Raw genomic sequence first — 12,952 nt, 5'->3', positions numbered from 1 at the left:
GTTATGCGATTGATCCCTGCCATAGATATTATAGGAGGCAAATGTGTCCGGCTCACCCGTGGCGATTACGCAACGGAAAAAGTTTATAATGAAGACCCCCTTGAAGTTGCCCGCCATTTTGAAGGAAGTGGAATTGAGTACCTTCACCTGGTTGATCTGGACGGTGCACGCTCCAGTCATATTGTAAATTACAAGGTGCTGGAGGCTATATGTTCCGGCACTTCTTTAAAAGTTGATTTTGGCGGAGGCCTTAAGTCTGATGAAGACCTGCGCATTGCATTTGAGTGTGGGGCAAGGCAGGTTACAGGAGGTAGTATAGCGGTTAAAGAACCCGAGACTTTCCTGTCCTGGCTACAGAGCTATGGGGCGGCTAAAATCATTTTGGGGGCGGACGTCAAAAACGGCAACATTGCCGTTTCGGGATGGCAGGAAGGATCTTCCAGCAGCCTGATCCCTTTTGTGCAAAAATTCCAGAAAGAAGGCATACAGTATGTCATTTGCACAGATGTGAGTAAGGATGGTATGCTACAGGGACCGGCAACCGAATTGTACAGGGAATTATTGGAGGCGACCCATGAAAGCAATGGCACTGAGGCATCCGGCAAAGCAATTAAACTAATTGCCAGTGGGGGGGTTAGCTCTGTTGAGGACCTCAGGGCACTAAAGGAAACCGGATGCGAGGGAGCCATTATCGGGAAAGCGTTATACGAAGGGAAGATTTCATTAAAACAACTACAGCGCTTTATTTCAGAAAACTGAAGCAATGGAAACGGATTGGGCAGAAGAATTCAAAAAACAGGCAGATTACCGGATTTCAGAATCGGTACGGATGCTGGAGATATGCCTTAAGGGGATTGATAATGATTTTTTCTGGCACCAGGATAATGAAAATACAAATTCCATAGGTACTCTGCTCCTCCATTTAGAGGGGAATATCAGGCAGTACATACTCAGTGGGCTGGCAGCTAAGAAAGATACCAGAAACAGGGATTTGGAATTTAGCAATAGCAGTAAAGAAGAGGTTTCACAGGTCTGGGATAAATTAGCTGAAACCATAAATGAAGCGAGGGAAATTATCAGTTCCTCTTCCGCAGAAAGGCTTTTGTCCTACAGTTTGGTTCAGGGTTTCTCACTGAGCGGACTGGGAATGGCAATGCACGTAGTGGAACACCTGAGCTATCATACCGGACAGATTGCCCATATGGTAAAGGTTCGAAATGGGAAAGCCCTTGGGTTTTATAAGGGAATTGACTTAAACACCCGTAATTCAAAATAGGGAATGCTTACAAAGAGAATCATACCCTGTCTGGACATAAAGAATGGCAGGACGGTAAAAGGGGTAAATTTTGTGAATCTAAGAGATGCCGGAGACCCGGTTGAACTGGCCGCTGCCTATGCAGAGGCCGGGGCTGATGAGCTGGTGTTCCTGGATATTTCCGCAACTGAAGAAAGGCGCAGGACTCTGGCTCAGCTGGTTCGGCATGTGGCCGAAAGAATTGATATTCCGTTTACGGTTGGAGGTGGTATTTCCTCTTTGGAAGACGTGGAAGTACTACTACATAACGGGGCAGATAAGGTTTCGGTAAACTCTGCCGCCGTGCGTAATCCGGATTTGATCGACACCCTGGCTTCGCGTTACGGGTCTCAGTGCATAGTTGTAGCCCTGGACGCAAGGGAAGTAGAGGGAAAGTGGAAAATACACCTGGTAGGAGGCAAGGTGCCAACGGAGCTCGATCTTTTCGAGTGGGCCCGGGAAGTAACCGACAGGGGAGCCGGGGAATTGCTTTTTACAAGTATGGACCACGATGGTACCAAGGCCGGCTTTGCAAATGATGCCCTCAGAAAGCTGTCTGAGCTGGTCAACATCCCCGTTATTGCCTCTGGCGGGGCCGGGAACATGGAACACTTTGCAGATGCATTCCTGCAAGGAAGAGCAGATGCAGCATTGGCTGCAAGTGTTTTTCACTTTAAGGAAATACCCATAATCGATTTGAAAGAATACCTGGATAAAAGAGACATCCCGGTACGGATTTAAACTATTTTATGAATATGGAAGCGATTGATTTTAATAAAGGAAAGGGGCTGGTTCCGGCTATTATTCAGGACTCGCAAACCGGCAGGGTACTGATGATGGGTTATATGGATGAAGCGGCCTTTGCACATACCCAAAAGACCGGTCGCGTTACTTTTTTCAGCCGTAGTCGCAAGCGCTTATGGACCAAAGGCGAGGAGAGCGGAAATTTCCTGAATGTAAAGGAAATAAAGCTGGATTGCGACCGGGATACCCTGCTGATTAAGGCCATACCCGAAGGCCCGGTATGCCACACCGGGCAGGATACCTGCTGGGGAGAAACCAATAAGGCCGATGGAGTATTTGTAAAGACCCTGGAGGATCTGATCGCCTCCAGACAGGAGGTGGCCCGTTCGGAAACAGCCTCTGACAGCTATGTTGTTTCTCTATTTCGCAAAGGGATCAACAAGATTGCCCAAAAAGTAGGGGAGGAAGCCGTGGAAACGGTTATAGAGGCTAAAGATGATGATGATTCCCTTTTTTTAAATGAAGCATCAGACCTCTTTTTCCACCTGCTTATATTGCTGCAGGCCAAAGGTTTTCGCATGCAGGATATTATAGGAATATTGGAAGAGCGCCACCAGGAGAGACGTTAAGATTTCTTAATTTCTTGATCCCCATGGCGTAAATAGTTTATTTTTAGGACAGCTATGGAAAAAAGAAGTGGATTTCGTTTTACAGCTTATCAAAAACCGGAACTTTCCCCTTTTGAAAAGCTCTTCGATATATTTCAGGAACTCATCACCCATACTTCCGGGGACGTGGATGAGGCCCTGGACTGGCTTCGGGAGCTGGACAAGGAATACGAGCTAACCGATGAGGACTACACAATTGATGACTTTATAGAAGACCTCAAGGCTAAGGGTTTCTTACGTGAGGAACCAAAATTCGGGCCTGAGGGTGAAGGGGAAGGAGAAGAGGGAGGCCCCTCGCTTTCGATCACCTCTAAATTAGAACGCATGCTGCGGCAGCGGGCACTGGATCAGATTTTTGGTAAACTCAGGCGGAGAGGCTCGGGAAACCACCGAACCGGAAAGGCCGGCAGGGGAGATGAACATACCGGAGACTTCCGGGCTTACCGCTTCGGAGATGGGCTGGAGCATATATCCATGACCGAAAGCCTGAAAAATGCCCAGGTCAACCACGGAATGGACCAATTCCGGCTTGATGAAGGCGATTTGGTAGTGGAAGATACCCACTTCAAAGCCCAGATGAGTACCGTGCTTATGATTGACATCAGTCACAGCATGATCCTCTACGGGGAAGACCGGATCACACCGGCCAAAAAGGTTGCCATGGCCCTGGCAGAACTGATTACAACCCGCTACCCCAAAGACACCCTGGATATACTGGTTTTTGGCAATGATGCCTGGCCCATTACCGTAAAAGAACTTCCGTATTTGAAAGTAGGTCCCTATCACACTAATACCGTTGCAGGATTGCAGCTCGCTTTGGACCTGCTAAGACGCAAACGCAATACCAATAAGCAAATCTTTATGATAACAGACGGCAAACCTTCCTGTTTGAGGATGCCCGATGGAACCTATTATAAAAATAGTGTGGGGCTGGATGATTTTATTGTGGAACAATGCTATAATATGGCCAGCCAGGCCCGCAAACTACATATTCCGATAACCACCTTTATGATTGCCAGGGATCCCTATCTCATGCAATTTGTCCGCCATTTTACGGAGGCCAATAAAGGAAAAGCCTTATTTACAGGTATAAAAGGTTTAGGGGAAATGATTTTTGAAGATTATGAACAAAACCGCAAAAGGCGACTTCGCGGATAAACATAAAACATTTGATAATTACATGAAGGAAAAGAAACTTACCCCTCCCGCCATAAAGACCCTGGCTGAACTCAGAAAGTCAGGTTACCAGTCCCGCTCCATCAAGGATGAGCTCAGAGCCAATTTGATTGATCGGATCAAAAGTGGGCAGGAAAGCTTTCAGGGGGTATGGGGTTACGAAAACTCGGTTATTCCGGAACTTGAACAGGCCTTGCTTTCCAGGCACCATATTAATTTACTGGGCCTCAGGGGGCAGGCCAAAACAAGGCTGGCCAGGCTGATGGTAAACCTGCTGGATGAATGGATACCAGAAATTGCCGGGTCTGAAATACACGACGACCCATTAAACCCTATCTCGCGATATGCCAGGGAACAACTGGCAGAGCATGGAGAACAGACCCCTGTTAGCTGGTTACACCGCAGCGAGCGATTTTATGAAAAACTGGCAACCCCGGATGTCACGGTAGCCGATCTGATCGGGGACGTGGACCCAATCAAGGCAGCGAATTTAAAACTATCCTATGCAGATGACCGGGTGGTGCATTTCGGGATGATCCCCAGGGCCAACCGTTGTATTTTTGTAATCAACGAACTGCCAGATTTGCAGTCGCGTATTCAGGTGGCCCTCTTTAATATACTGGAAGAGGGTGATGTCCAGATACGCGGATTTAAAGTCAGGCTCCCGCTGGATTTACAATTTGTTTTCACAGCAAACCCCGAGGATTATACCAACCGGGGAAGTATAGTCACCCCTCTTAAAGACCGAATTGGCTCCCAGATCCTGACGCACTATCCTGAAGATATCGCCACAGCCCGAAAGATTACGGCTCAGGAGGCTGCCCTGGACGGACCGCAGCTGGAACGGATACACCTCCCTGAGATTTCACGCGACCTCTTGGAGCAAATCAGCTTTGAGGCCCGTAATAGCAGCTATGTTGATGCCAAAAGCGGGGTTAGTGCAAGAACGAGTATAACCGCCCTGGAAAACCTGATAAGTACGGCCGAACGACGAATGCTCAGGGCCGGGCTGGAGCGAACCACTGTCCGCCTGTCGGATTTCCTGGGAGTGATCCCATCGCTCACGGGTAAAATAGAGTTGGTGTACGAGGGGGAACAGGAAGGCGTGGATGCCGTTGCGCTCAATATTATTGAAGAGGCTATAAAGACTATTTTTTCGAACATATTTCCCGAGATCAGAAAGCTCGAACGAAAAGACCAGGATTCCCCATATGATGATCTGGTTTTGTGGTTCTTTGAAGGGGCTGGGGTAGAAATTGCGGATGCAGCTTCAGAGGATCAGTATACCAAAGCCCTGGACCGCGTAGAACCCCTGGATAAGCTGGTAAGGGAGTATCAACCAGACCTGAAGCAAGCAGACAGCTACTTCGTTAAGGAGTTAGTCCTATGGGGCTTAGTGGGCTATGAGAAGCTCAGTAAGAATCGTTTTGATGAAGGTTACCAGTTTAAAGACCTTTACGGGAGCTATATAAGCGGCTTATAATTCATTATAGACTACCAAACATTCTTTGTACTAAAAAACCCCGGGATATTCCCGGGGTTTTTTCTCTGCCACAACACAAGGGTTTCCCGGCTAGGATGGCCAGGAATCAATATTTTCATTTATCTGATCAAAATTAAATGCCCCCACTTCCTTTTTACGGTACCAGAAGGCAATCAGTGTTGCCATCATCAGAATACCCTGAAGTAAAAGCGTAAGTAAACCAACCGGTAGAAAGGTATCCGGAAGGAGGGTTACATCATAATCATTAAAACTCAACAGGATGTAAAGGGTTTCCAGGCCCTTGAACAAATGGATGAGCAGCAGGGCGTATACCCCGTATTCGAGATTTCTAAGGGAAGTATCTGCGTATTGGGAGTGCTTTATTTTCTCGTTCAGAGCATTAAGGTATGTTACCTGCAGAATACTGACCAGCGGAAATATGTAATTGTCTATTTTCTGGAAGTAAAACTGATTGCTGTACAGACCATAAAAATTAAGGATAGTCAGAACCAGCAGGAGGATGTAATTTAAATACAAACAGGTCTTCCAGGAAATCAACTGTTTTAAGGTATTGTTCGAATTATGGGGATTCACAGATTTGGGAACTTTTATTTCTCTTTAAGAACGGGAGTGCATTCCGGATATTACAAGCTTTTCGATGAACCGCCAGCGATGTTGCGAACAGGCAAAAAGCTGTTGTGAAAACGAGGTGTAGGTTAAAAGAATCCCAAAATTATTTGCGTTTCATCGGATATGCACGGAAAAAAGTCAGGCTCCTCCAGACCCATTCCAGTGGGCCATAGTAAAATCGTTTCAACCAAACTTTACTGAAGCCCATTTGCAGGCCAATAATCAGCAGGGCCATCAGAAATACATACGAATTGCGGATAGAGGTAAGATACCCCAAGCCCCAACCGTAGAAAATAAAAGTACCTAAAAGGCTTTGGGCTACATAATTGGTAAGGGCCATCCGGCCATAGGCAGCAAATGCATTCAGGAATTTGGATAGCCTTGAATGTGTAAAAAGCAATACAAAACTGCATACAATAAGGGCTGTCATGCCCAGGTTGCTCAGGTCCATGGCTGTAAGGGCAAACATGGCTTTCCAGCTATCGAAGGCTACAGCAGGGCCCATTTGTGAGAAAAGAACGCCCATCAGTACAGTACCGACCAGAAAAACACCCAGTGAAATCCAGAAAACGAGCCAGATTTTCTCCCGATAATCTTTAAAGTTTCTAAAAAATTTAATGCGCCCTACCCATAATCCTATCAGAAAAAACGCAAAGGTGAGATAACCGCGACCGAATATGCCCACCTGGAAATCCAGTTTCATCAGGTGCCCGGATGTAGCATTGCTCTGGAAAACTTCCCATAAGCTTCCATTTTGAAGCAATTCATAATAGGACAGGATCAAAGGATTGTTCGGGTTGATCAAACCTTCCATGAGTAAATCAGGTCCCTCATTAATCCAAAAGACAAGGTATCTGCCGATACCTAAAAATAAGAAACTGGCCAGTGCCAGTATCCAGTCCGATTTTATCCGGTAAAATGGAATCAGTAAAAGTCCCAGTATGGCGTAGATGGTAAGGATGTCACCCCTGTAAAATAAATGGTGCAGATATCCGATTGCAAGCAACAGGCAAAGTCTCCATGCAAATCGAGAGGCAAAATTTTCCCCTCGGGCGTTTGCACTATCCATCTGAATAAAAAAACTCAAACCGAAAAGAAAAGAGAATAAGGCGAAAAATTTACCCCTGAGAAAAAGAAAGACAAACACATTTACCAACTGATCGGCTATCCCTGTTGCAGTTGCCGCGAAAGCATCTTCAGGGGCTGGCCCCCCGATATAATTTTCCACCATATGCACAATTACGATCCCTGCCAGTGAGAAGCCCCGAAGCGCATCAACTATGGCTAATCGTTGTTTGGTTGACCCTGAGATTTGTCCAGTCATTTTTTAGGTGTTTATTATTAGAGGCAGGCAGCGGGTTATTGTTACATGATTCTCTTAAATTTATAAAAATACAAAGAGGAAACCTCGCTTATGGATACCATCGAAAAACATCACTACCTGCTTCGCCTGGAATTTCTGGGTTTCCGCTACAGTGGGTGGCAGCAGCAGCCCGGAGTAAAAACGATAGAAGGCATGTTGCATAAAACCATTCGCTTTGTACTCCCGAAAAGATCGGTAAAATTGCTGGGGGCCGGGCGGACAGATGCCCTGGTATCTGCGGAAGATTTTGCGGTGCAAATGATAGTAAAGGGAAAAGCGCTGCCAGATTTACCACTGCTGGCTCAAACCCTGAATGAGAATTTACCCCCGGATATCCGCCTGCAATCCCTTGAAGCGGTTTCACGCGAATTCAACGCTATCCGCGATGCAGGAGAAAAAACGTATCGTTATTATTTTTGCTTTGGCGAAAAGCCGCACCCCTATGCAGCTCCCTTTTTTGGATATTTCCGCGGGCCATTGAATCTTGAGGATATGCGCAAAACTGCCACCCTTTTCAATGGCAGGCACAATCTTAGGTCATTTATCGCAGGGGCGGGTGAAACAGGAACATATGTGCGGACCATTGAAAAATGCCAGGTAAGGGAGAACCTGGATTTTACAGCGGTTTTCTTTCCGGCTGTATCCTATTTTCTGGAAGTGACAGGAAAAGGCTTCGGCCGCTATCAAATCCGTATGATGATGGGAGCCCTGGCGGCAGTTGGCAGGGGGGAGCTGGGCCCCGCGGACGTAAAGAACGCCCTGTCAGATCCTGATAGCCTCCAATTGAAAAATCTTGCCCCGGCCTCCGGATTGCAGCTTAGGTGTGTCAAATTCAGCAAAAGCTCCGTATAGATTCTTATCTTTAAAAAAAGCAGAAATATGTCTAAAAAAAAGGCAAGCCGCATTCGCATTCGGGCCCCAAAAATTTCCAAGAGAGGTCGCAAACTTGGCAAAGCGCCGGGAACAGTTACCTATATGGGAAACAGGGAAGGGGGCACTTCCAGCATTCAACAAATTGTTTATAACGATGAATTCCTCGAGAAAAAAAACATAACTGCTGATGATGTACATAAGGGGCCGGCTGAAGGGCTGACCGAGTGGATTAATATTACAGGACTCAGTGAGGAAGCAATTATGAGCAGGTTGGGAGATCAAATAGGCTTGAATGCCCTGGTAGTTGAGGATATTGTGAATACTGAACAACGCCCCAAAGTGGATGAATACGAAGACCACATTTTCGCAGTTTTTAAAATGCTGTACCTCAATGGGGATCGCAAAATCGTAAAGGAACACGTTGCCCTGGTTCTGAAGAAAGGACAGGTTTTTCTCTATCAGGAAATAGAGGCTGATGTCTTTGGAGGGGTGCGCGAACGGATAGAGGGAAAATCAGGAAGAATCCGCAGCCGTGGGGCAGACTACTTGTTTTTTGCACTTATTGATGCACTAATAGACAATTATTTCCTGGTCCTGGACGCAATGGAGGAACAAATAGACGAGCTGGAAAATGAGGTATATACTACTCCTACCGCCCAAACAGCAGCAAAAATTCAGACGATCAGGAAAGAAGTAATTACATTAAGGGGATGGATGGCACCTGTTAAGGAGCTCGTAAACCGCCTGATTGAAAGTGACTCTGAATTGATAGGCAAAGATACCCGGGTCTTTCTAAGGGATGCCCTGGACCACTCCATAGAAATCAACGAAAACCTCCAAATACATCGGGAAATGGCTTTTAGCCTAATGGATATGTATATGAGTAATGTCAGTAATCGTATGAATGAGGTGATGAAGGTACTCACCATAATGGCATCTATCTTTATACCCCTCACCTTTGTAGCGGGGATCTATGGTATGAATTTTAAGAATATGCCTGAACTGGAAACAGAAAATGGTTATTTCGTAGTGCTTGGGGTTATGCTGGCACTCTTTATAGGCATGATTATCTACTTCAAAAACAAGCGCTGGCTCTAAGGTTTTCTTAGGATATTGTTAAGAAGGGTTAAAAATGTTAAAATGCTTGTTTTCAAGTAGATATCTATTATATTTATAAGTGATAGTTGAATACAAACATTGCAGAATGCAATGGCTAACTTACAAATCTAAAACCTTTAATTTAATATGAATTATTTAAACATTGACGAGAATAAAATTCAACCAGTAGTAAAAGAACTGAATTTCCTTCTCGCCGATTATCACTTATATTACCAAAAACTCAGAAATTTTCATTGGAACGTACAGGGAAAAAACTTTTTTGACTTACACGAAAAGTTTGAGGAAATGTACGTGGATGCCCGTTCCAAAATTGATGAAATAGCGGAACGTATCCTGACCCTGAGATCGCGTCCCATGAGCAACCTGAGCACATACCTGAATGTTTCCTCCATCGAAGAGAGTGAGTCTGCTCTGACAGATACTGAAATGGTGCGGGAATTGTTGAAAGCACACGGTTTGTTGCTCAAAAGAATGAGTGCAGTGGTAGAGGAAGCCACAGAAATCGGAGACGAGGGAACTATAGACCTCATTGGCGCCTATATCAGAGAGCTGGAGAAAACCAGCTGGATGCTGGACGCCTGGAATACAGACAAAGTAGATAAACTGCTTGAAAGCATAGCCTAATCTGAGGTAGACAACTTGAAAAACGCTCCAAATGGAGCGTTTTTTTTGTGATCAATCAAATAAATCCGATGAGAGATACCTGTCACCCCGGTCGCAGACGATTGAAACAATAACCCCCTGTTCGAGACTTGCTGCCAGACGGAGAGCTGCAGTGGCGGCACCTCCGCTGCTCATACCTGAAAAGATCCCCTCCTCAGAAGCCAGCCTGCGCGCCATGTTTCGAGCCTCGGCTTCGGAAACTTCCAGTATGGAATCCACAACTGAAGGATCGTAAATTTTTGGGAGATAAGCTTGTGGCCATTTTCGGATACCCGGAATACTTGCCTCATCGTCCGGTTGTACTCCAATGATTTGGAGGTTCGGATTGCGCGATTTCAGGTATCTGCCCGTTCCCATGATCGTTCCGGTAGTGCCCATAGAGGAAACAAAATGGGTTACTTTCCCCTTGGTATCATCCCAGATTTCCGGTCCGGTAGTTTTAAAATGTGCTTTCCAGTTATCCGGGTTTGCAAATTGATTCAGCATAAAGTATCCGGAATTTTCAACCTTTTTCTCTGCGTAATCCCGGGACCCTTCTATTCCCTCTGAAGCCGGGGTAAGGGTAACCAGAGCACCGTATGCCCTCATGGTTTGCACCCTTTCCCTGGTTGCATTTTCAGGCATCACCAGTTCAATATTCAAATTCACCATTTTGGCAATCATTGCCAGGGCAATACCGGTGTTTCCACTGGTAGCCTCGATCAGTTTAGTATTCGGGTTAATCTCTCCCCGTTCCAGGGCCGAACGGATCATATTGAGGGCTGGACGATCTTTTACGCTTCCTCCGGGGTTTTGTCCCTCCAGCTTAAAATACAATTGCACCCCTGGTTTATTCAGTAGTCTTTTTGATTTTACCAGGGGCGTATTACCAATAAGTTCCAGTACGCTTGAGGGCATTGTTCTACTTGGTTTTGATGCTGATTTCCGGATTGTGGAATACTTTTGAATTGGCCGGTACAGACGCTGTTAACCATGCATTTCCCCCAATCACTGAATTGGCGCCAATTACGGTTTCTCCACCCAGAATAGTTGCATTGGCATAAATGGTAACGTTATCTTCAATAGTGGGATGCCTTTTGGTTTGTTTCAGGTTTTTAGCTACATAAAGGGCGCCCAGAGTAACGCCCTGATAGATCTTTACATTGTTTTTTATCACCGCTGTTTCTCCAATTACAACGCCGGTGGCGTGATCTATAAAGAAGGATTCCCCGATCTGTGCCCCGGGATTGATATCTACCCCTGTTTTCTGGTGGGCATATTCCGTCATAAGGCGCGGCATCATCGGGAAGCCACTTTTATAAAATTCATGCGCCAGCCGGTAAATAGCGATTGCGTAAAAGCCCGGGTAAGCCATGTAAACCTCTTCCAGGGAGAGGGAAGCTGGGTCACAATCAGAAATAGCCTGGGCATCCAGATTCAGTTTCTCGAGAATCCGAGGCAATTCCTGCACATATCCCTGCCAAATATCCCGGCAGGGCTGGTTTACCTCCCAACAGGCTAAATCTACCAGCTCGTCAAAACGGTTTTCGAGGACATCAAGATTTCCGCTAACGGAAGTTTCGCTGTCAAAGAGGGTCAGGAATAACAAATCTGTAAATTGTTCAGTGCGCTGCTTAAGCCTGAAGCGCAATCTGGAGTGTGCCTTATGGCTTTCAATTTGCCTGATAACTTCCTTTTTCCACATAATAATTGATAAGGTCTTTCAAATGTAGCCATTATTGAAAAAGAGAATGGATCAAAAAGGTTAACTTTAATTAAAAATTTTGCCGCTCCCGGCGGCTGGTATTTCTATATAAAAGCGATCCATGAATAGTCCGGTAATATCTGAAGAAGCTCTTGAGTTCTTAAAGAAACTGAAAGAAAATAATAACCGCCAGTGGTTCGAAGCGCGGAAAAAGGAATTTAAAAAACATCAAAATGCTGTAAAAGAATTCTATACAGCCCTCTCTGACCGGCTAAGGGAGCACGATGAGATAGACAAGGTCAAGCTTTTCCGCATTTACAGGGATGTCCGCTTTTCTGCCGATAAAACTCCCTACAAACCGCATTTTGCAGGTTCCTTTTCACGAATGGGGGAAGCGCTCAGGGGAGGCTATTATTTGCGGATTCGCCCCGGGGAATCTTTTATAGCCGGTGGCTTCTGGCAGCCTAATAAAGAAGATTTGCTGCGCATTCGCAAAGAACTGGAGATGGATGCCGCATCCTTCCGTCATTGCATCGGGCAAAAAGGATTCAGGGAAATCTGGGGGCAACTTCAGGGAGAGGAAGTCAAAACTGCTCCCAAGGGTTTTGACAGGAATCACCCGGATATTGACCTGATAAGAAAAAAAGCCTTCATATTTACAAGGGAATTCAGTGATAAGGAAGTACTGGCTCCTGATTTCATGGTCCAGGTCAATGAGAGTTTCAAAGCTATCCGGCCGTATTTTGACCTGATGAGTGAAATCCTCACCACAGATCTTAATGGGGAATCCTTATTGAGCTAAAACAGGGGGGTGTAAGCCTTGCAGCTGGTCTTTGAGCCGTTCAATGACCATATTCATCATCCTTTTGTTCAGGGCCGAGGAATTTTGAATATAAGTTTCGTATTCAGCCACTGTAAACTGCCCAATAATCATACCCTTGAGGGAGTTTCGGAATTTTATATCTTTCTGAATCGCATTTTCAATGTACCCCATTTTCTTTTCAGGACTCATCTCAAAAAAATGCCCTTTGTGTTTTGTTGCATAATTGCGGAACGCCGCCAGCAACAATTCGTTTTGCAATTTAAGAACGGGTCTTAGCGTATTGTTCTGAAAATACTCATCTGCAGACATTTCAGGACTGATCTTGACATTCTTTAAAACCGGGCGAATACGCAGCAGATCGGATGACCTAGTACTCATGAGAAGTAGTTTTTTTAAAATTACATATTTCCGGGAGTGGCGAAGAGCTTGTAA

15 protein-coding genes are annotated in these 12,952 nt (G+C 45.6%); 10 read left to right on the top strand and 5 right to left on the bottom strand.

Annotation, left to right across the window (positions count from 1 at the left end; translation table 11 throughout):
* Positions 1 to 3: 3 nt before the first annotated feature.
* The 6 genes from hisA to ACT6NU_RS13600 are packed head-to-tail and all read left to right on the top strand — an operon-like array spanning position 4 to position 5,365.
* A complete protein-coding gene (gene hisA, locus ACT6NU_RS13625) occupies positions 4 to 759 on the top strand; it encodes a 1-(5-phosphoribosyl)-5-[(5-phosphoribosylamino)methylideneamino]imidazole-4-carboxamide isomerase (protein ID WP_445382223.1) in 756 nt (251 codons plus the stop codon).
* Positions 760 to 763: 4 nt separating this feature from the next.
* Entirely contained in the window at positions 764 to 1,276 is a 513-nt protein-coding gene (locus tag ACT6NU_RS13620) for a DinB family protein (RefSeq protein WP_445382222.1), read from the top strand.
* Between the two features lie 3 nt (positions 1,277 to 1,279).
* A complete protein-coding gene (gene hisF / locus ACT6NU_RS13615) occupies positions 1,280 to 2,035 on the top strand; it encodes an imidazole glycerol phosphate synthase subunit HisF (protein WP_445382221.1) in 756 nt (251 codons plus the stop codon).
* A 14-nt stretch (positions 2,036 to 2,049) separates the two neighbouring features.
* Positions 2,050 to 2,667, top strand: coding sequence for a bifunctional phosphoribosyl-AMP cyclohydrolase/phosphoribosyl-ATP diphosphatase HisIE (hisIE, locus tag ACT6NU_RS13610; RefSeq protein ID WP_445383869.1), 618 nt, complete (start codon positions 2,050 to 2,052; stop codon positions 2,665 to 2,667).
* A gap of 54 nt (positions 2,668 to 2,721) precedes the next feature.
* Positions 2,722 to 3,864, top strand: coding sequence for a vWA domain-containing protein (locus ACT6NU_RS13605; protein WP_445382220.1), 1,143 nt, complete (start codon positions 2,722 to 2,724; stop codon positions 3,862 to 3,864).
* 22 nt (positions 3,865 to 3,886) lie between these two features.
* The gene (locus ACT6NU_RS13600) at positions 3,887 to 5,365 is read left to right on the top strand and encodes an AAA family ATPase (protein ID WP_445382219.1); all 1,479 of its coding nucleotides are present in this window, start codon (positions 3,887 to 3,889) and stop codon (positions 5,363 to 5,365) included.
* 90 nt (positions 5,366 to 5,455) lie between these two features.
* Here ACT6NU_RS13600 and ACT6NU_RS13595 read toward each other — a convergent pair whose 3' ends face one another.
* Both ACT6NU_RS13595 and ACT6NU_RS13590 read right to left on the bottom strand, forming a co-directional pair.
* A complete protein-coding gene (locus ACT6NU_RS13595; protein ID WP_445382218.1) occupies positions 5,456 to 5,959 on the bottom strand; it encodes a hypothetical protein in 504 nt (167 codons plus the stop codon).
* A gap of 139 nt (positions 5,960 to 6,098) precedes the next feature.
* Positions 6,099 to 7,319, bottom strand: coding sequence for a DUF418 domain-containing protein (locus ACT6NU_RS13590; protein ID WP_445382217.1), 1,221 nt, complete (start codon positions 7,317 to 7,319; stop codon positions 6,099 to 6,101).
* Between the two features lie 90 nt (positions 7,320 to 7,409).
* On the opposite strand from ACT6NU_RS13590, the gene ACT6NU_RS13585 reads away from it, so the two are divergent.
* The 3 genes from ACT6NU_RS13585 (at position 7,410) to ACT6NU_RS13575 (ending at position 9,974) form a co-directional block, all read left to right on the top strand.
* Positions 7,410 to 8,210 carry a tRNA pseudouridine synthase A gene (locus ACT6NU_RS13585; protein WP_445382216.1) on the top strand — a complete coding sequence of 267 codons (801 nt, stop codon included), beginning with the start codon at positions 7,410 to 7,412 and terminating at the stop codon, positions 8,208 to 8,210.
* A 27-nt stretch (positions 8,211 to 8,237) separates the two neighbouring features.
* Positions 8,238 to 9,329, top strand: a complete 1,092-nt coding sequence (corA, locus tag ACT6NU_RS13580; protein ID WP_445382215.1) for a magnesium/cobalt transporter CorA — start codon at positions 8,238 to 8,240, stop codon at positions 9,327 to 9,329.
* A gap of 147 nt (positions 9,330 to 9,476) precedes the next feature.
* The gene (locus tag ACT6NU_RS13575; RefSeq protein WP_445382214.1) at positions 9,477 to 9,974 is read left to right on the top strand and encodes a Dps family protein; all 498 of its coding nucleotides are present in this window, start codon (positions 9,477 to 9,479) and stop codon (positions 9,972 to 9,974) included.
* Between the two features lie 51 nt (positions 9,975 to 10,025).
* Here ACT6NU_RS13575 and cysM read toward each other — a convergent pair whose 3' ends face one another.
* A complete protein-coding gene (gene cysM / locus ACT6NU_RS13570) occupies positions 10,026 to 10,910 on the bottom strand; it encodes a cysteine synthase CysM (RefSeq protein WP_445382213.1) in 885 nt (294 codons plus the stop codon).
* 4 nt (positions 10,911 to 10,914) lie between these two features.
* Complete coding sequence (gene epsC / locus ACT6NU_RS13565; RefSeq protein ID WP_445382212.1) at positions 10,915 to 11,697, bottom strand: serine O-acetyltransferase EpsC; 783 nt, start codon at positions 11,695 to 11,697, stop codon at positions 10,915 to 10,917.
* A 121-nt stretch (positions 11,698 to 11,818) separates the two neighbouring features.
* On the opposite strand from epsC, the gene ACT6NU_RS13560 reads away from it, so the two are divergent.
* Positions 11,819 to 12,499: a DUF2461 domain-containing protein gene (locus tag ACT6NU_RS13560; RefSeq protein ID WP_445382211.1), complete on the top strand. Its 681-nt coding sequence runs from the start codon at positions 11,819 to 11,821 to the stop codon at positions 12,497 to 12,499.
* Here ACT6NU_RS13560 and ACT6NU_RS13555 read toward each other — a convergent pair.
* On the bottom strand, positions 12,488 to 12,898 hold the full coding sequence (locus tag ACT6NU_RS13555; RefSeq protein ID WP_445382210.1) for a glyoxalase: 411 nt from the start codon (positions 12,896 to 12,898) through the stop codon (positions 12,488 to 12,490). The two genes, ACT6NU_RS13560 and ACT6NU_RS13555, sit on opposite strands and share 12 nt — an antisense overlap.
* Positions 12,899 to 12,952: the final 54 nt, after the last annotated feature.

It is taken from the genome of Robiginitalea rubriflava, from assembly GCF_052540725.1.
This window is presented reverse-complemented; position numbering and strand designations above follow the sequence as displayed.